The sequence below is a fragment of the Sphingobacterium yanglingense genome, from assembly GCF_004363245.1.
GTDB classification, from domain to species: Bacteria; Bacteroidota; Bacteroidia; order Sphingobacteriales; family Sphingobacteriaceae; genus Sphingobacterium; species Sphingobacterium yanglingense.
On the sequence record NZ_SNYV01000017.1, the window covers coordinates 237,851 to 264,026 of the forward strand.

The window sequence follows — 26,176 nt, forward strand, 5'->3', positions numbered from 1 at the left end:
ATCAACAATTAACACTAAAAACATTTGTATATGAACAAGATAATTCTTTCAATAGCAACAGCAGCATTGCTTTTTCTTGGAGTAGAGCAAAGCACTGCGCAGGTTAAGCTACCTCCATCAAGTAGTAGTCAGACTATTACCCAAGGGCTAGGTATTAAAGACATCGTATTGAGCTACCAGCGTCCCAATAAAAACAACCGTGTGATTTTTGGAGGACTTGTTCCTTACGGAGAGGTGTGGCGTACCGGAGCCAACAATATTCCTAGTATTACATTTGCTGAAGAAGTATCTATTGAAGGGAACAAGGTTCCAGCTGGTACGTATGGACTATTCACAATACCTAACAAAAATGAGTGGACGATTATCCTAAGCAAGAATGTAAAACAGTGGGGCGCGTATCAATATAAAAAAGAAGAAGATTTACTTCGTTTCAACGTCAAGCCACAGGTCCTGACAAACAATGTAGAAACGTTTACAATTGCATTTGAAGATGTAACAGTAAAATCTGCAAAAATCACATTAGCTTGGGAAAAAACGAAGGTAGGCTTTAACATAACGACCGATCAGTCAAAAGAAATCCTTGCGAATATCGACCAAGCGATGTTGGGCGAAAACAAACCCTACCTCCATGCCGCACAATACTATCTGAACAATGGTTTGGATATCAACAAAGCGGTAGAGTGGATCAAAAAGGGGGACGAAGGAAACACTTCTGCTCCACATTTAAAATATTGGAAAGCTAAAATATTAGATAAAGCAGGTGATAAAGCAGGTGCACGAAAAGCTGCACAAGAAGGCATCGAAATGGCAACTAAATTAAACAACCCGGAGTACGTTAAAATGAACACGGAGGCTTTAAAAGCTATTAAATAAACTATCGCATATAGCTTATTTGACGGTCATCGTATTATATTCATACGATGACCGTTTTTTTACTAAACAAGCGCTTGATATAGTACTTCGATAGGATGCACAGCACTGACTCCTGTACCATCTTTAATCTGATGTCGACAGCTCGTTCCTGGTGCGATTACAATCTCTTGCTCTTCTTTTCGATTTACTGCAGGAAACAGGACTAGGTTTCCAACCTGCATCGAAAGGTCATAGTGCTCGCGCTCATAACCAAACGAGCCAGCCATACCACAACAGCCCGACGGTATTACTTTCACCCTTGCTCCTTTCATAATCTTCAACACGCTTTCCGTATAACCTTGCAACTTCCATGCTTTTTGTTGACAATGCGTATGGAGCAAAATATGACGCTCACTTTCGTCAAACACTTCCGGAGAAATATTTCCCTGCTCATACTCCCTGACGAGAAATTCTTCAATAAGCATCGCATGCGGAGCAATACGTCTAGCATCAGCTTCCAGTTCAGGAGAAACCAAATCTACATACTCATCACGGAAAGTCAGTATTGCTGAGGGTTCTACCGCCAACAACGGCGTATCTGCCGACAAGCGGGAGGAAAATATCTTAACATTTTTATCAGCCAGTTTTTTAGCATCGCGCAATAACCCCTTGGATAGTAGCGCCCTTCCACTCGGCTCGTGAGGAATAAGCAACACCTCATACCCTAGTTTTTCCAAAAGCAACACCGATTTCTGTCCGATTTCTAAATCATTATAATTGGTAAACTCGTCACAGAAAAAATATACGGTTCCTTTTAACTCATTTTCTTTCCGCGATGGTTTATCTCTGTTCAGAAACCATTTTCTCAGGGGTACTTTTCCAAGTAAGGGTAATGTTCTATCTGTAGCAAAACCTATCATACGTTTGGCCAGCTTTCCAACAATAGGATTCTGAACAGACCAATTATAAAAGCTCGGAACATAAGCCATCAAGCCCATCATCTTATCCACATTCCCAATCATCCGACTACGCAACGGCACACCATGTACATCGTGATATTGCTGCAGAAAATCAGCCTTCATCTTGGCCATATCAACGCTAGAGGGGCATTCAATCTTACACCCTTTACAGCTCAGACATAAGTCCATGATCTCTTTTATCTCCGGGTGATCAAAAGGATTGTCCTTTGTTGAATGTGTCAAAAACTCCCTCAGGATATTCGCACGTGCACGCGTGGTATCTTTCTCATTCCGACTCGCCATATAAGAAGGGCACATGGTACCGCCTGACAATTCCGATTTTCGACAATCACCAGAACCGTTACACTGCTCTGCATGCCCTAATATATCTTGACCTGGATATCTGAAAACCGTTTTCAGCGTTTTGCGTACCGCCCCCGGTTCATAACGCAGAAATGTATTCATCGCAGGGGAATCCACAATCTTACCCGGATTGAAGATACATTGGGGATCCCATTTTTGCTTAATATCTTTGAGTAATTGGTAATTGCGATCACCGATCATATAAGGAATAAACTCACCACGTAACCGTCCATCTCCATGTTCGCCACTCAATGAGCCTTTAAATTTCTTGACCAATTTGGCAATCTCCAAGGCAATCTCTCTAAAAAGTCTATTCCCCTCTTCAGTCTTAAGGTTCAAAATAGGGCGGAGGTGCAACTCTCCGGTTGCTGCGTGCGCATAATGCACAGAATATAATCCATATTTTGCCAAAATGGTGTTGAACTCTGCAATATAGGCAGGGAGGTCTTCGACAGCCACAGCTGTATCTTCAATCACAGCAACAGGTTTCTCATCCCCCGGCATATTGCTCAATAGGCCTAAACCTGCCTTGCGCAAATCCCACACCTTCTTTCTATCGCTACCAAAAATAACCGGGAAATAATACCCGACTCCTGCGTTTCGCATAGCAGTCTCCACTGCTGTTACTTTTGTACGGATATCCTCCTCATTCTCTCCTTCATATTCTACAATCAAAATAGCCTCGGGTGTCCCCTCTACAAAAAAACGGTTATGGCGTTGTTCCAAATTACTAGCCGTACATTCCAAGATATAGTGATCCATGAGTTCACTCACCAATGGTTTATGCTCTAATGCAATCAGGTTGGCCCGCAACGCCTGATCCAATGTCTCGAAATGAACACATAATAAACCCGTAGGCCGCGTAGGTAGTTTATCAACATGCACCTTAATCTCAGTCATAAAGAACAGAGTACCCTCAGAACCACAAATAAGCTTACAGAAATTAAATTGATCCCCGCCAACGGTAAATGGATCAGTCTCGAGCAATAGATCAATTGCATAGCCTGTATTCCGTCTATTGATACTTGGCTTTGGGAATTGAGCCCGTATCTCCTCTTGATTATTATAATCGCCCAATATCGTTCGGACTTGCCTATACACCTCCCCCTCCAACGACTGTAGATTACATTTTGCAATAAAATCATCAAAAGACAAGGCTTTGAAAGAGGTTTTCGTACCATCCGAAAGAAAACCGTGAACCTCCAGCGTATGCTCCCGTGTGCTGTGATAGATCAGTGAATTCGAACCACAGGAGTTATTTCCGACCATCCCCCCTATCATAGCCCTATTAGCTGTTGACGTTTCTGGACCAAAATAAAGCCCCAAAGGCTTTAAGAATATATTTAGCTCGTCCCGAATCACCCCGGGCTGTACCCTCACCCATTGTTCTATAGCATTCACCTCCAAAATATTGGTAAAATGCTTGGATACATCGACAACAATGCCAGCTCCTACTACTTGCCCAGCCAAAGATGTTCCTGCTGTGCGCGGGATAAGCGACGTTTTATTCGCTAGTGCAAATTCAATAAGATGTCGAATATCAGCTTCGCTCCGCGGCAATGCTACGGCAAGGGGCATCTCTCTATAAGCTGAGGCATCGGTAGCATAGAGCGTACGCATCATCTGATCGCTATACAGCTCCCCCTCCATCAAATTCGCTAATTCCTGCAACCTCTCTTCCACAATCAAATTTCTTAAGATCCTTTTATCTGTGTTGTATATGTACTTTCGAAAATCTTATCCGCATTATTGGTCTCGAATCCATCTCTGCGGTGTACGGGACGAATTTCTCCTTTGGACAATCCCTTAAACTCAGGCAACACGCTACGCTCGGCAAACTCGACATAACTACCGGCTATCTCCAACGTTTTTGCATCAGAGAACGTGGCTTTATACAAAGCAGACACCGTACTACTCTGTCTCAACAAACCATCATCGCTCGTCTTGATAACCCCTCCTGAATTATTTAACTTCACACCTATACTCGTCAGAAATGCGTTGAACTCTTCCAAGGTGTTATACCCGTCTTTAAGCTCATGAATACTGATGGTATAATGATTTAAATAATATCTGTTATAAATTACCCAAGCTGCGTACTCACTCTCCGCTAGCAATAATTTATAGTCCTCTGAAGTCGGCAAATCCCATAAAGGTTTCTGAAGAAAATCCGCTACTTCTTGTCCATTCTCTAGGTTGATCGAATCGACGGGGTCTTCGACAATAGGTGAGGTATATTTTTGAATAACTTTCTGTACCTCGGGGCTCAGATCCTGAACACGCAACTCGGAAACGAATATTCGTGGATATCCTTCCTGGGGAGGGGCAAACCAATAAGCGTCCAACTTTTTACCCTCAAAATAGAAATAATCTCTTTTCTGATAGCCAAAAGCCAAAAAGATCTTTTCAAAAGATTTGATTCCCAAATGAGGTACACCTAATGTCCGAAAAGCAATATGGTCATTGACAATATCATCCTGAGAGCTAACAACTCCTTTTTCTAATAAGGCTTGGGTGATTTTATTGACATCTGAAACATTTTCTCTATAATGATCGAATAGATCATTCAACACAACATCTAGCGGTTTATTTTCATCAAAATGCATATGATCAAAATTTAAAGTTTATACTACAGTAAATTTAGCAAATAGATTCTAATAAATCACGAGAACAAAAGATTTATCGAACAAAAATCAGCAATATCAATATTTCTTAGAAAAAAATTCTAAAAAAACAACGTAAGGCAGAACATTACAATTCTTCCTTCAAGAGTTCTTCTAATTCTTCCGGGCTCAGATTCATATTTACATTTCCGTCTTTAGCAAATGAAATCTCTCCGGTTTCTTCAGAAACAATCACAGCAATGGCCTCAGAAACCTCTGTAACGCCGATTGCTGCCCGATGCCTTAACCCAAACTGAGGGGGAAGATCCTCACTATCTGACAAAGGTAACACCGAACTGGCTGTCATAACACGAAAATCAACAATAACTACAGCACCATCATGCAAGGGACTGTTCTTAAAGAAAATACTCTCCAGCAATCTTTTTGAAACCGGCGCATCGATGTACTCTCCGCTGGATTGATAATATTCTTCATCAAAATACTTCGAAAAGACCAGCAAGGCTCCTGTCCGTGAGCGGGACATACTTCTACAAGCATCAATGATAGGTTTTATTTTTTCAGAATGGTCCTGTTGTGCTGTTTTCTTGGCTCCTAGAAAAGTCCAAAAAAACTTCTTTCTACGCATGGATATATTTTTACCTACATGGAGTAAGAAACGTCGTATCTCCTGCTGGAAAACAACAATCAGAGCTATGGAACCTACCGAAATAAATCCCCCAAATATCTCCGTCAAAAGACGCATTTCCAGCTGCTTGACAACGAGGTATATTCCATAGAACAATCCCACCCCCAATAGGATATTGACAGCTATCGTACCCTTTATCAAGCTATAGACATAATAAACAATGACAGCTACCAAAAAGATATCGATGATATCCAATAAGCGAAATCCTTCTAGGAGATTAAAACTTAGTCCTTCCATTTGTAATGCAATTTAAAAAATTTAACCTAAGATTTCTTGCTATTCTATAGTTTTATAAAGATAATGCCTCGATTTCCATCGTCTGATCCTGATATCGTGTAAATATTAGGGAGTTTCTTAAAAAAGAACAATCTGTCAATAGTAAAGAAAGAATTTTCTTTTGCGCCTCTATGCCGGCGCAGGGCATGTTACTTTTGACCGTAAAAGTAACCAAAACTCCTCGCTCGAACATTTTGGCTGTAAGGGTAGTGCTTCCTCCTGCTAATGCCAAAATCTTCACAGGCGAGATTTAGCTAAGATGTGCATTTTATGCCTATAGTATTGGAGCTATTACTTTTGTAGACAAAAAGTATGAGCCTTATGGTGGCTAAAGCGACAAGAGATGTGTTTAGCATAAACCTTCCTTTTTTAATTATCTTTGTACTAAACATACATGGCAACCATGACAAAACTATCTGTAAATATCAATAAAATAGCGACCCTTCGTAATTCACGAGGCGGTAACACACCTAATGTACTTTCAGCGGCTTTAGCCTGTGAACGTTTTGGCGCCGAGGGGATCACTGTTCATCCACGTCCTGACGAAAGGCACATACGTTATCAAGATGTCTATGACCTAAAAGCTGAAATCCAAACCGAATTCAATATCGAAGGCAACTGTCAAGAACAAAAATTCATTGACTTGGTTTTAGCCAATAACCCAACACAAGTAACCTTGGTTCCCGACGCAACTGGACAATTGACCTCTAACCACGGGTGGGATACGATTACACACAAAAACTACCTCAAAGAGATGGTCGGCCTATTCCAGAATGAAGGAATACGGGTCTCTATATTCGTAGACCCTGTTGTAGAAATGATAGAAGGAGCGGCAGAAACAGGAACTGACCGTGTAGAGTTGTACACGGAAGCGTACGCTGCGGAGTTTGGTTTTGACAAGGATAAAGCTATAACACCATATTACCAAGCGGCAGTAAAGGCACGCGAACTAGGCCTAGGTTTGAATGCGGGGCATGATCTGGATTTAAATAACCTTGCTTATTTCAACCAACACATCCCTAACCTACTGGAAGTAAGCATAGGACATGCGTTAATCTCTGATGCTTTATATCTCGGTCTAGAAGAAACAATCAAACGTTATCTCGCGGCGTTGAAGGCGTAATAAATAAAACCCTGCAAAAGCGTAAAAAAGAAAAGCCGTAAAGATATCTAACGAAATCTTTACGGCTTTTTTATCTAACTCTTCTTTAACTATTTTATTCCTCTAAAGATTCTGTTCCAACGGATTTTACTGAAGAACGTTCCATCTTTATCCCAGCTTAACCAGGTGAACAAAGCTTTACCAACGACGTGATCTTCTGGCACAAATCCAAAGTCACGAGAATCGAGCGAATTATCCCGGTTATCTCCCATCATCCAATAATAGTCCATTTTGATTGTATATGTATCTGATTTTACACCATTGAGATATATACCGTCAGCCTGTTTTTCAAGTTTATTACCTTCGTATACCGTGATTAAGCGTTGATATATAGGATAAGTTAAGTCGTTCAACTGAACTACATCTCCTTTCTTAGGTACCGTAAGCGGTCCAAAGTTGTGAAAATTCCAATTATACTGTGCGTCCTTCGGAAATGCAGCGCTATCATTATTATAAGGTACAACCTCAGTCACTGTAGACCAACCTTTCACTTCTTCAATCTCTTCCTTCGTGACATGTAGCAAATAAGCAACAATACGCCCATTTTCATCTGGCAGTTCCATATATTCAAAACGTTTGTCCACTAGAATATCTGGATTCAGACCGCGCTCATCTGTATACACAATATACGCTGACTGTACATCCGCAGATCCAAAGCCAGGTTTACCATTCACCATCAGATTGCCCCCTTTCATTTCGACTACATCACCAGACACACCAACGGCACGCTTGATATAATTCTCACGCTTATCTACGGGACGGTTGAAAGGAGCATCTGCTTCCATAGGGAAGTTAAATACCACCACATCATTGCGTTCTATTTTTTCAAATCCAGGCAATCTTTTATACGGTATCTTAATCAATTCAGAATAAGCCTTTCCTCCCGTAACTGGCATGGTATGGTGTGCAAACGGGAATGCCAATGGTGTATTGGGAATACGTGGTCCGTAATTCAACTTACTCACAAAAAGGAAATCACCAACCAACAGGCTGCGCTCCATAGATCCTGTTGGGATCATATAAGCCTCAATCAAAAAACCTCTAATCAACGACGCTGCTACAGTAGCAAATATAATAGCATCGGCCCATTCCCTCGCCACAGTCTTTTTGTACGGATACTTTTTCTTAAACTCCTCCGTGTTAGATTGCCCTAAATACTTTACTGTGGTATCTCTTCCCCACATCGGAAGAACGATAAACGGAACCAGAACCGCAGCTGCATTTTCCCAAAAACGGCGCTTACCAAAGGACTTGATCAGGTCAAGGTAAAAACCATAAAATATAAATATATTTACAATAGGTATAAAAAGCCAAACAATCCACCATGTGGGTCTGCCTACCAATTGTGCCATCACATACTCTCTGTAGAATGGGACTATCGCTTCCCATCCTTGCTTCCCTGCTTTTTTAAACAATAGCCATAATCCGTAAAGCGAAATGACTGTTAGTAATCCAAAAATGATATACCACATAATAGTAAAAAATTAAAAGTCAGAAATTAAAAACCCGACCGAAAGCCAAAAGTTATTATCATGACTTTATTATATGTCGACCGATCAATTTATATGTTACAGTAATAATCGTTATTTATTAAAATCAAAGATCTCTGTGACTTGAAAAAAGCCTTTGCGGCCCTTAAGCCATTCGGCAGCCACGACAGCCCCTAACGCAAAACCATCTCTGTTATGCGCGGTATGTTTGAATTCAATCTGATCTACTTCAGAGCTATACAATACAGTGTGTGTCCCAGGAACCTCTTCTATTCTAAGACTCTCGATTAATAATTCGTCAGGCTTATTGATGAGACCGGTATCCTCCCCCACCACTTCATTTACCCAGGAAGACTTAGAAGAACTATTTTCGATAATCCCCTCTGCAATGGTAATAGCTGTACCGCTAGGTGCATCCAATTTGTGTATGTGATGGATCTCTTCAACCTGCACATCATACTGCTTATACGGATCAACTGCTTGAGCTAAAAGCCTATTGACATGAAAAAAGATATTCACCCCTATACTGAAATTAGAGCCGTACAACAGGGATTGTCCTGCTTCCAGACAGGTGTCCCGCACTTCCTGCATATGTTCATACCAGCCCGTAGTTCCCACTACCAGCGGCAAGTTAGATTCAAAGCAAAGGCTGATATTAGACAAGGCTGCCTCAGGTGTACTGAAATCAATTGCGACATCGGCACCCTCTAGATCCTCTGCCGTAATACTGTCTCTATTATGAGCATCGACAATAAGAATAATCTCATGTCCTCTCTTGAGCGCAAACTTCTCAATAAGCTGCCCCATTTTGCCATATCCGAGTAAAACAATCTTCATATCTTATGGTTTAATAATTGCCAAATTAGCATTAATTATTTAATAGTAAGGGTCAACTTCACCCCTGGTGTAAAATAATTTGTAAGATTAGGTTGATAGGCCATTGTCGGCACTGTAGGCATCAAGGTTGGTGTTATCTTAAGGCCCAAGTCATCTCCGATATTGTAACGATTACGCAACATCGAATCACTATATGCTTCCACGACATTACCGACCCACCAAACGGCTGTGACCAAAATAGTCATATCGCGGTTCCGTCTAAAATTATCCTTTTGCCGGATTATTCCTTCTGTACTTAAGGTTAATAGATCGGGATTATCTTTCCCACCAGAATGGTCTATACGATATGCTGCCTCCTTGGCAAACATCTTATAATAGTAATTCCAATAATCGAATACAAAATAAGCTGTGATGAATCCTCCATAAATAATCGGTAGCTTTACCCAGACCCAACGGCCACCATTGGTTATTTGCCCCCAGCCTGGTGCTATCGCCGAGCGTCTCCATGCGACACGCGAAATATGCTCGATGGCTAGACGCGTAGAATCTTTAAGTATGTCTTTATAATAGTACTTAGCCCGTTCCTTTTCCGCTTTTTCTCTTTCTTTACGTTCCTTCCTTGTTTCCTTTTTCACCGAGTCCTGAGCTGCAACAGCATCTAGACTCACTTTTGTTGAATCTCTGAGCTGCTGTAAGGAATCTATCTGAGCATAGCTCCCTTGTATTGACAACAAAAAAAATATAACGACTAAGATTTTAGGCATTACCAATCAAGTAATTCTAATATACGACTTAAATCATCCTCGGAGTCAAATGGAATCTCAATTGCCCCCTTGCCACGACTATTTTTTAAGTTGAGGCGCACTCGGGTAGAAAACCGTGATGCCAGGTCATCTTCTATTTTTTGGTACTGGAAATCCAGTTGCTTACCCACATCCTGATTCTTTTTGGGCTTCAATTGCTCCTGGATATTGCGCACAAGAATCTCAGCCATACGCACTGAAAGTCCTTTATCTATAATCTCCTGGAAAACATACAATTGCTTATCTACTTCACCCACGTTAATGAGCGCACGTGCATGGCCCATAGAAATCTGTCCGTCCCGGATACCAGCTTGAATTACTGGTGGTAATTTCAACAAACGAAGATAGTTAGTTACGGTAGAACGATTTTTAGAGACCCGGTCACCAAGTTCTTCCTGTTTCAAATTACACTCTTCAATCATACGTTGAAAACTCAATGCCACTTCAATCGCATTAAGATTCTCCCGCTGTATATTTTCGATCAGCGCCATTTCCAACATCTGTTGGTCATTGGCCGTACGAACATATGCAGGTATATCTACAATACCTGCTAATTTTGAGGCACGTAAACGACGCTCACCACTAATTAATTGATATTGATTTTTACTGACCTGACGTACAGTAATAGGCTGTATTAACCCCTGTAATTTAATCGAGTCCGAAAGCTCTTGCAACGCCTCCTCATCAAAATCTGTACGTGGCTGAAACGGATTGACAGCGATATGTTCAACTTTAATAAAGTTGATACTTCCCGCTGCTGCTCCTCCTAAATCGGCAGTCTCTTTTTGTGACGATGCCGACGAAACACTCATTTCATCCTGCAACAAAGCACCTAATCCCTTGCCTAGCCCTGTTTTACGTTGTAATGCTGCCATTTCTTATACGATCGCTTTTTCTTTATTCTGTTCTACTAAACCATTTTTCTGTAATATCTCACGAGCCAGATTCAAATAGTTCACAGCTCCCTTACAGGATGCATCGTGCATAATTACAGAAATACCAAAACTAGGAGCCTCACTCAAACGGGTATTCCGCTGAATGATAGTCTCAAAGACAAGCTCTGTAAAGTGTGTACGCACCTCTTCTACCACTTGATTAGATAGGCGTAAACGTACATCATACATCGTGAGAAGAATTCCCTCGATTTCTAAATTGGTATTTAGTCTATTTTGAACAATTTTTATAGTATTCAATAATTTACCGAGTCCTTCCAGAGCGAAATACTCACACTGTACAGGAATGATTACAGAATCAGAACCCGTAAGTGCATTAATCGTAATTAATCCCAGCGAAGGAGAACAGTCAATGATGATAAAATCATAGTCATCTTTGATTTCATCCAACATTTTTTTCATTTTGTATTCGCGTTCATTGAGATTTATCATCTCAATCTCTGCTCCTACCAAATCAATATGTGCCGGCAAAAGATCTAAAAAAGGAGTTTCCGTCGCTTGGATTGCCTCCCGAGGAGGTAAATCATTGACTAAGCACTCGTAAACGCTAGCCTTGATATTACGCGGATCGAAACCAATTCCAGACGTAGAGTTTGCTTGTGGATCAGCATCCACTAGAAGCGTCTTATACTCCAAAACAGCCAAACTAGCCGCTAGATTTATCGAAGTAGTTGTTTTTCCTACGCCACCTTTTTGATTTGCAATTGCAATTATTTTTCCCATGAGATACCGAACCTTTTACAATTTTTGTTTACAAGTAGTGTCCTCCATCCAAAAATACATTTCCATTGCTAAGGAAATGCTTAAATGATGTTAAAATTACTAAATTTGAGAACTTCCTGATACTATTACTCAGGATGCTAAGATACAAAAAATTGGTTTACGATTTGACAAACTCGTTCATTGATTATTATAAGTAGCAACATTACAATGAATTTAATTATATCAGGGACAAATCGACTGGGTAGTAACTCATTAAAAGTCGCAGAATATTATAAAAAAGAATTGAACAAGAAAGGTGAAGACTGGCGAGTACTATCACTAACTGATCTACCGCACGACATCTTATTCACAGACCTGTATGGCAAGCGATCTACAGCATTTGCACCTATTCAGGAATTGGTCGCTAAGGCCCAGAAATTTGTATTTATTATCCCTGAATATAATGGCAGCTATCCGGGCGTACTCAAGACATTTATAGATGCCTGTGCGTATCCCGTCTCATTCTACCACAAAAAGGCTGCACTCGTTGGCGTTTCCACAGGAAAATACGGAAATATTCGGGGAGTAGATCATTTTACAGGGGTATGCAATTACATGCGTATGCATGTAATGCCCTTAAAAATCCATATCCCAAGTATACAGGGAGAGTTAAATAACGAAGGAAATCTGCAAGAGGACAGTACCTACAAGTTCGTGCAGGAGCAACTGGAAGAGATTATCCGTTTTTAAGAAGAATTTAACGGCCCACTTTAATGCGGTCCAAGATACTATCTAGGGTATAGGACAAAGGAGACTCATGCAATGGGTATTTACCCAATCTATCCTTCTGCTCTTCATAATGGAACATCGTCCATTCCTGATTGTGGTATTCTAGCGCGGAGAGATTTTCAATCCAGTCACCGGAATTCATATACACACATTTGCCCTTTTTTGTCTCAACCGTACGGATCTGTGGCTGATGGATATGTCCACAGATTACATAATCATAATGACTTTCTATTGCTAACTCGGAAGCCGTCTGCTCAAAATCACCTATAAATTTAACCGCTTTCTTGACCGAATTTTTTATCCTTTTCGACAAAGAGTACTTTTCACGCCCCATCCTATTCAAGCCCCAATTAATAAGGTTATTTACCCGGATCAGCATATCATATCCCCATCCTCCCAATTTGGCAAGCCATTTAGAATGTTGTACGGAAGCATCAAAAACATCCCCATGGAAGAACCAGGCTTTTTTGTCCCCTAAATGAAGTACCAACTTGTCTACCAATTTGATATTACCAAAACTGATATCGGAAAACTTGCGCAACATCTCGTCATGATTTCCGGTAATATAAATCAGCTCTGTCCCCTGATAGGCCATATCAAACAGATATTTGATAACACGGAGATGCTGGTCTGGAAAATAACTTTTCTTAAACTGCCAGATATCGATTATATCCCCATTCAGAATCAATTTTGAGGGCTTTATCGAATACAAATAATGTAGCACCTCTTTGGCTCTACACCCATAGGTTCCTAAATGAAGGTCGGACAAAACGACCAAGTCTACTTCTCTCTTCATAGCTGATATAATACAAATAAAAAGAACGAAGATTAACTTATCATTTTCAGATAGTTAAGAAAATTTTAATTATAACACTATTTAAACAAGTTCTACCGTTGCTTTTCCACTTCGGGGACGGCGTTTCTTTTTAGACTTCTTTTTCTTTCCCCACCATACATAAAAACCTGTAATCGGTAATGAAGCACAGATCAGACTCGCTATAAAATAAAGTATCTTAGTCCATATACCACCGATAAATCCTGTATGCAATGCATAGTTTGACCGTGATATCCATTCTGCAGTTCCTGCTTCACGGACAGGCTTCTGCGAATTTGGTAAAAGCTCAATAGTATTTCTATCGAATCGCAAATCTCTCCACCTTCCAGAATGCATATCTGTACAGGCATATATCATCTCCTCTCCCTCTTCAGGAATGTGAATAATGACCGCTTCCTTATTCAACAAGGCTATCTCTTTACGCACCTTGTACCATATCTTATCTGCGACTACAAGCGCATCCTGTAGTACAGGATCTGTCAATACAGGTTCAACCTTTTCCACCTTAGGTCTTGGAGGCATACCACCACTAAGCCACATCACAGATTTACGCATCCAGGGGAAGGCCATAATGAGCCCTGTCAGTGCCATCAATAATGCCAACAACAAGGAATAGAAGCCGAGTACATTATGCAGATCATAATTCACTCGTTTCAGTTTTGCCTTCCAGTTGATCATAAAACTTTGCTTTGCCGCGCGTCTTGTCCATCTTTTTGGCCACCATAGGACGACACCTGACAGCGTCACCAAGAAGAAAACAAACGTTCCCCAGCCTACAATCTGCCTTCCAAGCTTACCCTCTATCCATAAATGCCGGTGTCCCTCATCCATGAAATGAAATATATCCTCGTGATCTACCTCTGCCAGAACCTGACCTGTATAGGGATTAACGTAGAGTAAGGTATCACTATGATCAAGGCTTACCTTTATAGACTTATCTAGCCCATAATACCAGAGACTGGACACCTCAGCATCAGGAAACGACTCCTTTATCTTTTGATGAATTACGCTCGGTGGCAATTGAGCATCCGATGCCTGGGCCTCCACAGAAATATAATTAAAGACCAAATCTTTGATATCATGTTCAAAGACAAGGACACAGCCTGTAATGGACAAAATAAAAACGATAATCCCTGATACTAATCCCAACCAGAGGTGTAACCAAGCATTTATTTTAAGCAAAAAAGATTTCATATATAGGAAAGTAAAATGACAAGTATGGTCTAGAATTGAATCGTATATCTACAAAATACATCATAGACATAAGCTGAGTTCAGTGCTTTCACCTGAACCCTAAAAAATGTAGTCTTACAAATGAACAGACTAGGAGTAAGAATAAATTCCAACAACATTATTTAGATTAATTACACATAAGTATGTAGCTTATCTGCAATTAAACCGAAGGCGGTCAAGAAGAAAAAGGGAAATTTATTTTAGAAAACCCAGACGAAGAATATAACTAGCTGAATTAGACACAGAAGATATTCTCTCTACTTGTCCATTATCAATGGCATATCTCCATATTTCGTGTTTATTACCCTCACTATCAATTGCAAAATAAACATCATTCCCTTGGACCAGAACATTCTCTTTACGGGTCCCTTTATCCAATGGGATGTTTATTTTCTCTAGCTTTTTTGTGGAAAGGTCCACAAGGTAATATTCGAACTGAAAAGTTAAATGGTGATTTGAAAAATCAGTATATAGATTCCGTTGCTCACTCCTTATGATTGCTTTTTGGTCGCCAATGTACCAAAAACCATAAGCATGATTATGAATGATGCTGGAGATATCCAACATATATGAGGTATCGACCTCATGCATTCCTTTTTTCTTACGAAAAATAGCGGTAGGTTTTGTTAGATTATTACCAAGTGCTACGCCAGGGCAGCTCATAAAATAAAAATCTCCCTGCTCATTCCGGGCGCTATAGCTTTGTACCGTGTTGATCCCCCCGGGATAAGAAGAGCGCGTATCCTTCTGCAGATTCAAGACTTCCAATGAAGAAAAATCAAGGGTAGCATAATACATTGTATCTGATGTCGTGTAATCGTCGGCCGTCAAAAACTTTGAGTAGCAATAGGCAATCCATAACTTATCATCGACAAAGTCGACCACCCCAATACTCAAAAGGTTAAAATCCACTATGGAAGAAGGAAACGGCAACGGTTCTTCCCTTAATAGGGTAAAATTTTTGGTATCCACTACATACATCCGAGCATGAGCTGTAGTTTTCTTCTCTACCGTAAAAAGCAATAGGGTATCTGTATCGTTTTTCCAAAGGTAGTTCTCCAGATAGCCATCCTTGAATAAAATAGAATCTGTCGCTACCATCTGATTGTTGGCATCGAGCTGATACCGGATGAAATAATCGTTCCTCTCCTTAAAATGATAGAAAATTCCCTTTTTTTGGATATACTCTCGTGTAAACTCTTTTGAAGGCACGTCTATTTCGAGACTCTTTCCTGTATCCTGTAAGCTCTCCTTCAGAAAAAATGTATTAGATCCATCTTCATTCAAAAGGTACAAAGCATATTCAGGCAAAATTTCTTTTGAAGAATCTGGAGATACACACGAAAAAAGCAGGCCTAAAACAGACAGCAAACCAAAGTATAAAGAAGGGCGGAAAAGCTTCATGAATAACTAGGAAATATGAAATTGTTGCTTAATTCTACGTTGCATAACTGGTGGCAAAAAAATCATTTCCCGTTTTGACAAAATAATGAGTTTTTTCTGTTCCTCACGCTCTGAGACAAAATACACCTCGCCCTGTTTGAAGTTAAAGGACTCGTTACTCCGTCCATCCTGCAGCACAAAATCACGTTTAGGTCGCAGTATAATATTCCCTGTCAAAGAGATATTTCCTGATTCGAAATCAATATTCGCTTCGCTATTGGGGCTTAGCACAACATCAAAATGGTCTTTGGAAAAAGAAATCACATCTGGCTCCACATTGGTTGCCTGAAACACGGCAAGGTCCTCTTCAGGCGAGTAATAATAACCTCCTATTATCGCAACGATACAAGCTGCGGCAACAGTAAGCCAATATTTTTTAATAGTAGATATCCGAGGGGTCGACAACACAGTCTGAGCTATTGGTGCAGTACCTACAGATGACGAAATATCAGCCCACATTCCATCCTTGATCGCTTCATTAACATCCTTCTCCATATCCAGATCCCCCCAATCCTCAGCATCTAACCAGGCATGGACAGCAGCAAGCTCTTCGTCATTACATTGACCAAGTTCATATTTTTCCAAAAGTGCTTTATTGATATCCATTTTTACCTTATATGCAAAAATACAAAATATAAAACTATCCTGTTAATTATCTATTGTTCTGTCACTCCTGTTCTGCAAGATTGGTCCGTAATACAAACAAGGCTTTACTAATATGATATTCCACTGCGCGTTCAGAAATAAGTAGAATTTGTGCTATTTCTTTGTTAGTTAGTCCCTGCTCTCTACTCATTTTAAACACATTTTTACATTGCTTAGGCAATCCCTCAACGATAGCATTCAATTTAAAAGCCAGTTCCTTAACCTGTAGTTGTTCATCTTCATACATAACCTGAGACTGTGTCTGTATCACGTCGTGATGGCGTTGCCGGGTACATTTATTTCTAATGTGCTCCAACGATTTCAATTTGACAGATCTTAGCAGGTATCTTTCGACATCTTTAATGTTTAATGTCTCTTTTCGTTCCCACAACGATTTAAAAACATCCTGAACGATCTCTTTCGCTTCATCCTCATCTTCCATGGTTTTTAAGGCAAATACATACATCCTTCTCCAGTATTGCTGAAAAAGAAGCTCGAATGTCTCTGCATTGATCGATATACTTGTATTGCTATGAGGGGGTTCCAAATCATCGCAAATATACATTTATTTAGATTTATTATAAATAATATTTACGATTCAATTCCATAGCTGCCACTATTGATCCTAAAATATTTTCGTCGCTCGGACGGCCGTGTTTCACTCACAATAATTCCCTTTTGCTTCAAAGTCCGCACACTATGGTATACTGCCGCATAGCTATAACATTTACTTGCTGGATTCAACAACAAAAAAATCTCCTCTACATCCATAAAGATGTCTTTCTCTTGCAACAATGCAATTACTGCTTTTTCTGTTTTACTCATACTCTATCGAATTTCCGTCCACACACACTACGCTCCAAAGCGATAGCTAAGGGACAATAAAACCTTTCTATTATCAGGATAGCTTGAATGGGTCATTATCAGATTGTCATATATACTGGTCAATCGAGGATTTCCATTTCGAATAAGACCATTGACCGCTAGCTTGATCATAGCCCGATCTCCCAACAGCTTTTTTTCGACCCCAAGATCAACTCCATAGGTAGCTTCCTTACGCTGTACTCCAGTCGTCACCCCTGAGTTATAATACCCCAACATTTCCGATCTCATCCCCCATTTCAACTGTAGGGTATGTTTTGAATTGAATGCCCAACTAGCCCCCTTTGAATCCAGATCAATTCCATCTACCTCACCTGTATACTTATTGTGAAATATATTGACATAATGGCTGCCTGACCACCATGAGGTAAATGAACTATTGTACATCACACTCGCACTATAATTAATGAAACGGCCTATATTTTCTGGAGTACTAAAGGTCACATTTTCGTCCTCAGCCGCTCTAGTTATCCATGTAATCACGTTCTTGCCATAACTAGTCGACAGTGTCGTAAACAACTTATTCTTAAATCCATGCCCAACCTCAACAATATAACTTCTCTCCGGCTCTAAATCAGCGTTCCCTTCATAGTAAGAGAAAGCATTCTCATACACCCGAAAAACGTTTACATCGTGATCTCCCGGTCGTTCTATACGACTTCCAAAAGAAGTCCTTAAAAAATTATTGGCATTGAAATGATATAGCGCAAAAGCATTAGGGAAGACATCCATATAATTGTTTCGATTCTTCTTATCTAAAGTCTTCTGTACAGTTTCTATATAGGCATATTCACCACGCAATCCAGCTTGATATTCAAATTTGCCACTCTTACCAGAATAGATAAAATAAGCTGCTTGCACATGCTGTGTATATTGAAAATCGTTAGAACTATTATTGTCAACAGTCCACTTATATTGATCCAGCGTATCGTTCTGAACACTATTATCAATAAAGAAATGAGTGAACTTATAACCTAGCTCTAGCTTAGAGTTAGCATAGGGCTTACTGTAATCCATACGGGCTGTGTAAGTCGTATTACTTAGATCCTGGACATTCTTCCTTGCCGATATCTTTTCTGCCGCTCCAGCATGATTCAAAAACTCTGTACGGTACATATTGTCATACCTATTCGTATGTGGTGCATAGTCAAGGTTTACCTTCAGAAAATGATCATCACCTGAATATTTCTTATTGTAGTTAACATTAAACGTGAGGTTATTGTACCCTTCATCAAATGTGTTTGAAGTTTGAGCATCAGTAGTTACACCTACAGCCTCAGTCCTAGTGTTCACGGCTGAGTTTGAAATAAACGTTCCCTTAATCCAATTTATACTTGCCTCTATGGTACTATTCGTGTCAATTTCATAGGTTGCGCCTGTACGTACGCTATGATATCTCCCTGGTGATAGTCTTTTTTCCTCTTTCTGGGTTTGAATTCGAGTCAATTCGCCATTACTATAGAACCTATTTTCAGTGACGCTGTTCTGTTTAGATTCTTCCCTTCCCACTGATGCGCTGAAAAAAGTATTAAGTCTATTATTTTTAAAGTGGATTCCGCCGCCCAAGCTGCCCTCCGGTCTGCGTGACTGCCCCGCTCGGGCAAATAAATCACCTCCAAAACCTAACCTGCGATTTCTCTTGGTTACAATATTAATAGAGCCTGCTGTACCAGAAGCATCCTCTTTCGACGAAGGATTGGCCATCAGTTCCAATTTAGCGATATCAGAAGCCTGCATCCCACGTAACAAAGCGGCAAGCTGCGTTCCAGAAAGGTAAATATCCCTTCCATCTATTTTCACTTTTGCACCAGTCCTTCCTTGGATGGAAAAATTACCTTTACCATCCGAAACAATCCCAGGGGTCTTTTCGAGAAGCTCCAGCACATTGTTACCCTCACTGACTACACTCTCGGCAACATCAACCACCATCTTATCGATGTACTGCCGAACAGCAGGAGCCCTCCCTTTGACAGAGACAGCGTCAAGTTCTACTGACTGAAGTACAAGCATGACTGGAATAGCCGTAGCTTTTTCTCCTGACACCAATCTATAGTTTTTACTCAATAAAGTTTCATAACCAACGTGCGAATAGCGTAGTGCATAATCACCTGGCTTATTCAGATTAAAAGAGAAGGCTCCGTCTTCGGTAGTCTTCCGTTCCATAAAAATGGAAGAATCCGGCAGGGACAATAATTGCACATTCACCTGATCCAAAGCTCTCCCCTGAAGGGAATAGACTTTGCCTGATAAAGATACCTGAGCCGTAAGGTTCGAAGAATAGATAAAGGATAAAAGAAATAAAAGATAAAGCCTCATGTAGCAAACTAAAAGTCTTAAATTTAGACTGAGTATAAATTAACTGTTTACCTATAAGTTGCTCAGTAAGGTCTTTACCGAACCTTTTCAAAAATTATTCCTTCAAAAAACATTGGGTGTTTATTATTCTAACAGAAAAGGAGCATGGGATTTCAGAAGTCTTTTCCCGACGTCATTGCCAGAGGTAAGTTTTTTAACAAACACAGAGGAGGTTTGATGACGGTACGTAACTTTAATCCGTCTTTGCGAGGATCCAGCCAGTAGGCGGAGACGAAGCAATCTTAAAAAGGGCTTTACGATATATGGCTCATAGATCGGTTTGCTAAGCATCTGCCTTCGGCGGTCGTAGGCTCGCGATGACGGCATCGTTTGTAAACCGAGCTTGTGAGCTCATCATAGGTAATCTGTCATTGGTAGGAGAAAGAATGACAACAAAGCAATCTGATCATATCAAAGCGAGATCAACAATAGTAGTAATCCAGTGTGACTGAATAAAGAATATATACGGTAAACATAGAAAGAAAAAATTGGTCAATAATAAAAAAGCACCAGTAAACTGATGCTTTCAAATCTTGTGGGAATTACTGGGCTCGAACCAGTGACCACTCCCGACTAGTCGGGATGCTCTAAACCAAACGTACGAATCAGCTTTTCAATAAGGACACGGCTCTTCCAACTTTTAATCTCTTTCTCTCGACCCATGGCGGTCGCTTTATCTTCATAAACTTCACGATACACAACGCACCAATCCTTAGCACGACCGGTATACCCCTTAGAATATGAATTGTGCCTACGCAAGCGATCTTCGAGATTAACGCTAAACCCAACGTAATAACTATCCAAAGTCGAGGAATAAAGAATATATACGGTAAACATAGAAAGAAAAAATTGGTCAACAACAAAAAAGCACCAGTAAACTGATGCTTTCAAATCTTGTGGGAATTACTGGGCTCGAACCAGTGACCACTCCCGACTAGTCGGGATGCTCTAAACCAAACGTACGAATCAGCTTTTCAATAAGGACACGGCTCTTCCAACTTTTAATCTCTTTCTCTCGACCCATGGCGGTCGCTTTATCTTCATAAACTTCACGATACACAACGCACCAATCCTTAGCACGACCGGTATACCCCTTAGAATATGAATTGTGCCTACGCAAGCGATCTTCGAGATTAACGCTAAACCCAACGTAATAACTATCCAAAGTCGAGGAATAAAGAATATATACGGTAAACATAGAAAGAAAAAATTGGTCAACAACAAAAAAGCACCAGTAAACTGATGCTTTCAAATCTTGTGGGAATTACTGGGCTCGAACCAGTGACCCCTACCTTGTCGAGGTAGTGCTCTAAACCAACTGAGCTAAACTCCCGGTAAAAAAAAAGCATCAATCACTTGATGCTCTATGTGGAGGATACTGGGTTCGAACCAGTGACCCCCTGCTTGTAAGGCAGGTGCTCTGAACCAGCTGAGCTAATCCTCCGGGCTTTGGTGGAGAATACTGGGTTCGAACCAGTGACCCCCTGCTTGTAAGGCAGGTGCTCTGAACCAGCTGAGCTAATTCTCCATTGTATTATGTTTAAGAATGAAGTAACTCTTTTACCAGTGACACTTCCGACAAGTCGGAATGCTCTGAAGCAGCTGAGCTAATTCTCCATTTTTAATTTTTATCTTCTCTAAGAACTCACAATCTCTTTCCCTGATTGCGTGTGCAAATATAGGTCTAAATTTTAATTTTCAAAATATTTAAGCAATATTTTTCATCAACACTATCACAATATACTATAAAACAATCAGATAATTTTAATCATAAAATTTCCAGGAAACCCCAAATCTGAAATTGGCAGGGTTCATAGGGTATCTTCTCACTGTATAATATCCTTTAGGCGCTATGTACTGATTTGTAAAATTGCTACTTATAAACAAGTTTACACGTTGGATATTCGCGGTGATCCAAAAATCCACAATCGGGTACGTTGAAAATTCAATACCTGTATTATCATAATAAAACTGTCCTGCATTTATAGCATAGGAAGGGCTTCTGAACGGCGTATTAAATCGAACATCCGTACCGATCCTAAAATCCAACACATTATACCAAAAACCACTATAGTACAAACTATGCCACGTATACAACTCTGGAGTCATCAATACCGCCATTGCATCAGATTTCTGATACACGACTTTATTATCCAATGTAAATTCTCCGAATTTAAACTTCTGGGCAGCAGTTACTTTTAATAAATTCAAGTTTCCTGATTGAGTAGGTTCGATAAGTCGGTCCAAGCGTTCATTATTTTCCGGGTTGTCTACTTCTTTAAAATACAGATACTTATTCATCAGAAAGTACTCAACTTTCCCACTGAATCCTAGCACTTTATTACTATACATAAAAGAAAGATTCTGCGTTTTAGTCTTATCAAAGTCGTGTGACCACTGATGATAAGTGTAATTCATCCGATTGAATACCATTTCTGGAGACTTATTCTGTGTATAAGCCCCTAATGAAATCACACCTATCTTATCTCCCATAGCGATATCAGCATTTGCTTCATACAAGAAATCGCCAAAGTTCTTGCCCACTACAATCTGATCCCCAGACACCCTTACATCAATACGGTCGCTAAACTTATAAGTCAACTCTCCCTTTATCGTACTATTCTGAAAAAAATCACTTGTCAAGCTATCCTTATACCAGATTAAATCATTTTGAAATCCCAGATTCAATTTAGCCTCATTTTTCAATAACGATTTATTTCTAAGGTAGAAAGAATAAGTAAATTCATTGCTTATCGTTGTGATACTGGTCGTATCATTTACAAGCTCTGCATTCCCGAACGGAAATGCCTCGTTTCTATCCGTTTCATTCTTAAAAAAAGTATATTTTCGCTGGCGAAACGAAGAGTTATGGGCAATTGCATTCGTAGGATGTATCTCCATCTCTGGCTGTCCCTTATGCAACGTATCTAAACGTCCTAGATAATAAGATTGCCTCAAAAACAAACCATAGTCCGTCCATTTCGTATAAGGTCGATTCTTCTGTTGGCCAGTAAGACGCACTGGCACACTGTATAAAGCCCCAACTTTAGGGTCCCTAAATAAGCTATCGTTAGTTACCGAACCGTTTTCTGTAGCATCCAATTTATTGAATGTAAAGTTTGTAAGCATATTATAACGCTTACTGGGCGACTCATACCAAGAAAATACGGCACCTTTCCTATCAGCATAGTTTTGGTTCATGTAATACCCTTCTGTATTCGCGGCATGATACTCTGCTCCTATATTCCACTGTGGATTTATGTTCTGCGCTAATTTGGCTCTAAAAACCTGATCATCAAAGAAGAACCCGACAGCATACAGCTCCGAATACCTGGCCCTGGCACGATAATAATTTACAGAATCTGAGGTGATAAGATACCGCTCTAGCCCATGGAAACCAGGTTGGAAACCAATACGCTTATCCGGGGTAAACAACAGATCCCTTGTCGCCAATCCATACGACCCGAGGTTTATGCTTGGATTCCAAGGAAGGTTCTGCTTATTGAAATATTGAAAATTATGATGTGTAGTATCGATTTGCTTCGTGTAGGTTGCATACTTCAACATATCAAGCGTTGCGTAGCGCACATACTTAGCCGAAAATACAACAGAGTCCTTTTTATTATCTTCTAAAGCCCTCGCCGAGTCTAAAGCACTACTAAACCCTTCTTCCTCCTGCGCGACGCCCCTGAAACTGAAAGCCAAGAACATCAAGACAATAAAAACACTACGTAGACTACTATTCATGAATACTTTTTAAATATACCTGCAAAAATAAAGGATAAATTAGACTTTACTGCATGCCGATTAATTCTTTTAGAATAGAAGTCATTTTTGGTTCCGCCTCTGCAGCTACCCGAACAATTTCCTGAAGCGAAACAGGCTTCAAATCCCTATGAAACCCCTCATCGGTGATTACAGACAGCGCAAAAACGGGCAATCCCATATGGTTAGCTACGATAACCTCAGGCACCGTACTCATTCCCACAATGTCTCCTCCTATAATACGCATATAGCGATATTCAGCTCTAGTCTCCAAATTCGGCCCGAGAGTGGACACATATACCACTTTATGCACCCTAGCTCCAAGTTGTGCCGCAACTTTTAGGCCTTGCTCCACCATCATTCTATCATAGGGTGCACTCATATCCGGAAACCGTGGACCAAAGCTAGCATCATTTGAACCGCGCAATGGATTATCAGGCAATAGATTGATATGGTCATCGATAATACCGATATCCCCTTTTCTAATGTCAGGATTCAAAGATCCCGACGCATTCGACACAAACAGCTTTTTTATACCCAGTACTTTCATCACCCTTACCGGAAATGTTACCTCCTGCATACTGTACCCTTCATAATAATGCAGTCTACCTTGCATTGCTACCACATTTCTTCCATTCAACGTACCGAATATGAGTTTGCCAGTATGAAATTCTACTGTTGATATCGGAAAATTAGGAATATTAGCATACATAATCTGATGTACAATCTCAATTTCGTCGACCAGGCCTCCAAGACCTGTTCCCAATATAATTCCAAACTCTGGTGTAAAATCTCCAATTTTGCGGCGAATTGAAGCAACGGTGTCGTCAATCAAATGATACATATCGTATAATATAACAGTTAATATAGAATAAAGATACTTATTAAATCGAAGTTTTCTTTGTTGTACATGTTATTTAAGGTTAAAAACAACCTCCGTTTACTACATCCCCCGGCTAAACAAAAAAACCTTCAAAAGAAGGCTATGATCGCCACCTTTTGAAGGTCTCTTATATCCCTAAATGAGATAAACTATTTGTGTGAAAGCGCTTTCTCGCTTGCTTGTCCCGGTGATGTTACGAATAACAGCAAGAACGTGATCAACCCATTGTGGATAATTAAATCCAGCCCTATCACATAGGAAGTATGCACTGAAATCACGTAAGTATTAACCAAGAACAACAACAAAGGTGATATGATACAGATGTAAGGCACCAATTTATCATTTACCGCTTTCTTCGTCAACATTCCGAATGCGAACAAACCTAATAGAGGTCCATAGGTATAACTTGCCGCAGTAAATATTGCATTTACAACCGAATCGTTATTGATAAGTTTAAACACTAGTATGACCAATAACATCACTACCGAAAAACCAAAATGCACATAATTTCTCTTCTTGACCAACGCTGGATCGTTAGGGTTTTCCTTCTTGTTAAAGTTTAAGAAATCGATACAATACGAAGTAGTCAATGCGGTCAAAGCCGAGTCTGTCGTCGCAAAAGTTGCCGCAGTCAATCCCATCATAAAAATAATAGCAGGTAATACTGCGAGATGATTTAAAGCAATCTCAGGATATAAGTAATCCCGCGTAGCCAATGCCGAAATATCAATACCATTCTTCTCTGCATAGATATACAACAAAGCTCCTACAGCTAGGAAGAAGATATTAATTACCACAAAGACACTGGTAAACGTAATCATGTTTTTCTGCGCTTCCTTTATGGTTCCCATCGACAGATTCTTTTGCATCAAATCCTGATCTAGCCCCGTCATTGCAATGGTAACGAATATACCGCCCAAGAACTGCTTCCAGAAGTTGGCTTTACTTCCTACAAAATCCTCCCAGAAGAAAATCTTAGAATAAGAGCTTTCTTTTACTGCTTCAAAGGTATCCACGACACCAAAATCAAGACCTTTGGCCATAAAATAGATCGAAAGGATAACCGCAGTAATCAAGAACGTAGTCTGAAGAGTATCTGTCACAATAATTGTTTTCAAACCTCCTTTATTTGTGTACATCCAGATAAGCACCAAACAGATAATCACTGTTACCGCAAAAGGAATATTCCAAGCATCAAAGATAAAATGCTGTAACACGATAGCAACAAGATACAGACGAAACGCCGATCCGATTGTTCTTGACACCAAAAAAATAGCAGCTCCTGTCTTATAGGTCATATGCCCAAATCGTTCTTCCAGATAGGTATAGATCGACGTTAGGTTCATTCTGTAATATAGCGGCAATAATACATAGGCAATAATCACAAAGCCTACTGCATTTCCTAGTACAAACTGAAAGTAGCTAAAATTAGAAGCTCCTACAGCACCTGGCACCGAAATAAAGGTCACCCCGGACAAGGCTGTCCCAATCATACCGAAAGCAACCATATACCATTTCGAATTGCGGTTTGCAACGAAGAAAGTAGAGTTGTCGGACGATCCTTTTGAGGTAAAGTGAGCCACCGCCAGCAAGACGCCAAAGTAGATCACTAAAAAAGATAATAAAATAATAGGTGACATAGT

Annotated in this window: 24 protein-coding genes and 3 tRNA genes; 3 read left to right on the forward strand and 24 right to left on the reverse strand. The window is 40.1% G+C overall.

All coding sequences use genetic code 11. The features are described 5' to 3' along the window. The first annotated feature begins 30 nt into the window (after window positions 1–30). A complete protein-coding gene (locus CLV99_RS19060; protein ID WP_133586105.1) occupies window positions 31–873 on the forward strand; it encodes a DUF2911 domain-containing protein in 843 nt (280 codons plus the stop codon). A 62-nt stretch (window positions 874–935) separates the two neighbouring features. On the opposite strand, the gene CLV99_RS19065 is transcribed toward CLV99_RS19060, so the two are convergent. From CLV99_RS19065 to CLV99_RS19080, 4 genes are all read right to left on the reverse strand, one after another. Further along, complete coding sequence (locus tag CLV99_RS19065) at window positions 936–3,857, reverse strand: FAD-binding and (Fe-S)-binding domain-containing protein (protein ID WP_133586106.1); 2,922 nt, start codon at window positions 3,855–3,857, stop codon at window positions 936–938. Between the two features lie 11 nt (window positions 3,858–3,868). Next, window positions 3,869–4,777: a DUF1338 domain-containing protein gene (locus CLV99_RS19070; protein WP_133586107.1), complete on the reverse strand. Its 909-nt coding sequence runs from the start codon at window positions 4,775–4,777 to the stop codon at window positions 3,869–3,871. Between the two features lie 145 nt (window positions 4,778–4,922). Next, window positions 4,923–5,717 carry a diadenylate cyclase CdaA gene (gene cdaA, locus CLV99_RS19075; RefSeq protein ID WP_133586108.1) on the reverse strand — a complete coding sequence of 265 codons (795 nt, stop codon included), beginning with the start codon at window positions 5,715–5,717 and terminating at the stop codon, window positions 4,923–4,925. Window positions 5,718–5,769: 52 nt separating this feature from the next. After that, a complete protein-coding gene (locus CLV99_RS19080; protein ID WP_133586109.1) occupies window positions 5,770–5,997 on the reverse strand; it encodes a hypothetical protein in 228 nt (75 codons plus the stop codon). Between the two features lie 162 nt (window positions 5,998–6,159). On the opposite strand from CLV99_RS19080, the gene CLV99_RS19085 reads away from it, so the two are divergent. Then, entirely contained in the window at window positions 6,160–6,879 is a 720-nt protein-coding gene (locus CLV99_RS19085; protein WP_133586110.1) for a pyridoxine 5'-phosphate synthase, read from the forward strand. Between the two features lie 89 nt (window positions 6,880–6,968). Here CLV99_RS19085 and lepB read toward each other — a convergent pair whose 3' ends face one another. The 5 genes from lepB to CLV99_RS19110 all read right to left on the reverse strand — a co-directional run bounded on the left by lepB (window position 6,969) and on the right by CLV99_RS19110 (window position 11,724). Next, window positions 6,969–8,390, reverse strand: a complete 1,422-nt coding sequence (gene lepB, locus CLV99_RS19090; protein ID WP_133586111.1) for a signal peptidase I — start codon at window positions 8,388–8,390, stop codon at window positions 6,969–6,971. A gap of 111 nt (window positions 8,391–8,501) precedes the next feature. Further along, entirely contained in the window at window positions 8,502–9,245 is a 744-nt protein-coding gene (gene dapB / locus CLV99_RS19095; RefSeq protein WP_133586112.1) for a 4-hydroxy-tetrahydrodipicolinate reductase, read from the reverse strand. A 35-nt stretch (window positions 9,246–9,280) separates the two neighbouring features. Then, window positions 9,281–10,009: a DUF5683 domain-containing protein gene (locus CLV99_RS19100; protein WP_133586113.1), complete on the reverse strand. Its 729-nt coding sequence runs from the start codon at window positions 10,007–10,009 to the stop codon at window positions 9,281–9,283. Further along, on the reverse strand, window positions 10,009–10,923 hold the full coding sequence (locus CLV99_RS19105; protein ID WP_133586114.1) for a ParB/RepB/Spo0J family partition protein: 915 nt from the start codon (window positions 10,921–10,923) through the stop codon (window positions 10,009–10,011). Before CLV99_RS19105 ends, CLV99_RS19100 begins: the two co-directional genes overlap by 1 nt. A 3-nt stretch (window positions 10,924–10,926) precedes the next feature. Then, window positions 10,927–11,724 carry a ParA family protein gene (locus CLV99_RS19110; RefSeq protein ID WP_133586115.1) on the reverse strand — a complete coding sequence of 266 codons (798 nt, stop codon included), beginning with the start codon at window positions 11,722–11,724 and terminating at the stop codon, window positions 10,927–10,929. Window positions 11,725–11,931: 207 nt separating this feature from the next. On the opposite strand from CLV99_RS19110, the gene CLV99_RS19115 reads away from it, so the two are divergent. Further along, complete coding sequence (locus CLV99_RS19115; RefSeq protein WP_133586116.1) at window positions 11,932–12,453, forward strand: NADPH-dependent FMN reductase; 522 nt, start codon at window positions 11,932–11,934, stop codon at window positions 12,451–12,453. A 7-nt stretch (window positions 12,454–12,460) separates the two neighbouring features. On the opposite strand, the gene CLV99_RS19120 is transcribed toward CLV99_RS19115, so the two are convergent. From CLV99_RS19120 to CLV99_RS19190, 15 genes are all read right to left on the reverse strand, one after another. Beyond that, on the reverse strand, window positions 12,461–13,288 hold the full coding sequence (locus CLV99_RS19120) for a UDP-2,3-diacylglucosamine diphosphatase (protein ID WP_133586117.1): 828 nt from the start codon (window positions 13,286–13,288) through the stop codon (window positions 12,461–12,463). An 81-nt stretch (window positions 13,289–13,369) separates the two neighbouring features. Next, a complete protein-coding gene (locus tag CLV99_RS19125) occupies window positions 13,370–14,521 on the reverse strand; it encodes a PepSY-associated TM helix domain-containing protein (protein WP_133586118.1) in 1,152 nt (383 codons plus the stop codon). A 234-nt stretch (window positions 14,522–14,755) separates the two neighbouring features. Further along, window positions 14,756–15,964, reverse strand: coding sequence for a hypothetical protein (locus tag CLV99_RS19130; RefSeq protein ID WP_133586119.1), 1,209 nt, complete (start codon window positions 15,962–15,964; stop codon window positions 14,756–14,758). A gap of 6 nt (window positions 15,965–15,970) precedes the next feature. Continuing rightward, complete coding sequence (locus CLV99_RS19135) at window positions 15,971–16,609, reverse strand: hypothetical protein (protein ID WP_133586120.1); 639 nt, start codon at window positions 16,607–16,609, stop codon at window positions 15,971–15,973. A 61-nt stretch (window positions 16,610–16,670) separates the two neighbouring features. Continuing rightward, complete coding sequence (locus tag CLV99_RS19140) at window positions 16,671–17,213, reverse strand: RNA polymerase sigma-70 factor (RefSeq protein WP_133586121.1); 543 nt, start codon at window positions 17,211–17,213, stop codon at window positions 16,671–16,673. A 26-nt stretch (window positions 17,214–17,239) separates the two neighbouring features. Next, a complete protein-coding gene (locus tag CLV99_RS19145; protein ID WP_133586122.1) occupies window positions 17,240–17,473 on the reverse strand; it encodes a transcriptional repressor in 234 nt (77 codons plus the stop codon). A 27-nt stretch (window positions 17,474–17,500) separates the two neighbouring features. Then, a complete protein-coding gene (locus CLV99_RS19150; RefSeq protein WP_133586123.1) occupies window positions 17,501–19,846 on the reverse strand; it encodes an outer membrane beta-barrel protein in 2,346 nt (781 codons plus the stop codon). Window positions 19,847–20,458: 612 nt separating this feature from the next. Beyond that, a complete protein-coding gene (locus CLV99_RS19155; protein ID WP_246032808.1) occupies window positions 20,459–20,776 on the reverse strand; it encodes a GIY-YIG nuclease family protein in 318 nt (105 codons plus the stop codon). Window positions 20,777–20,819: 43 nt separating this feature from the next. Further along, a complete protein-coding gene (locus tag CLV99_RS19160) occupies window positions 20,820–21,137 on the reverse strand; it encodes a GIY-YIG nuclease family protein (RefSeq protein ID WP_246032808.1) in 318 nt (105 codons plus the stop codon). 6 nt (window positions 21,138–21,143) lie between these two features. Next, a tRNA-Val gene (locus CLV99_RS19165) sits at window positions 21,144–21,218 on the reverse strand. A 36-nt stretch (window positions 21,219–21,254) separates the two neighbouring features. After that, window positions 21,255–21,329 (reverse strand) — tRNA-Val (locus tag CLV99_RS19170). A gap of 6 nt (window positions 21,330–21,335) precedes the next feature. Continuing rightward, window positions 21,336–21,413, reverse strand: a tRNA-Val gene (locus CLV99_RS19175). 236 nt (window positions 21,414–21,649) lie between these two features. After that, window positions 21,650–23,632, reverse strand: coding sequence for a putative porin (locus CLV99_RS19180; protein ID WP_133586124.1), 1,983 nt, complete (start codon window positions 23,630–23,632; stop codon window positions 21,650–21,652). Between the two features lie 46 nt (window positions 23,633–23,678). Then, window positions 23,679–24,494: a purine-nucleoside phosphorylase gene (locus tag CLV99_RS19185; RefSeq protein WP_133586125.1), complete on the reverse strand. Its 816-nt coding sequence runs from the start codon at window positions 24,492–24,494 to the stop codon at window positions 23,679–23,681. Between the two features lie 188 nt (window positions 24,495–24,682). Then, on the reverse strand, window positions 24,683–26,173 hold the full coding sequence (locus tag CLV99_RS19190) for a sodium:solute symporter (protein ID WP_133586126.1): 1,491 nt from the start codon (window positions 26,171–26,173) through the stop codon (window positions 24,683–24,685). Window positions 26,174–26,176 lie beyond the last annotated feature (3 nt).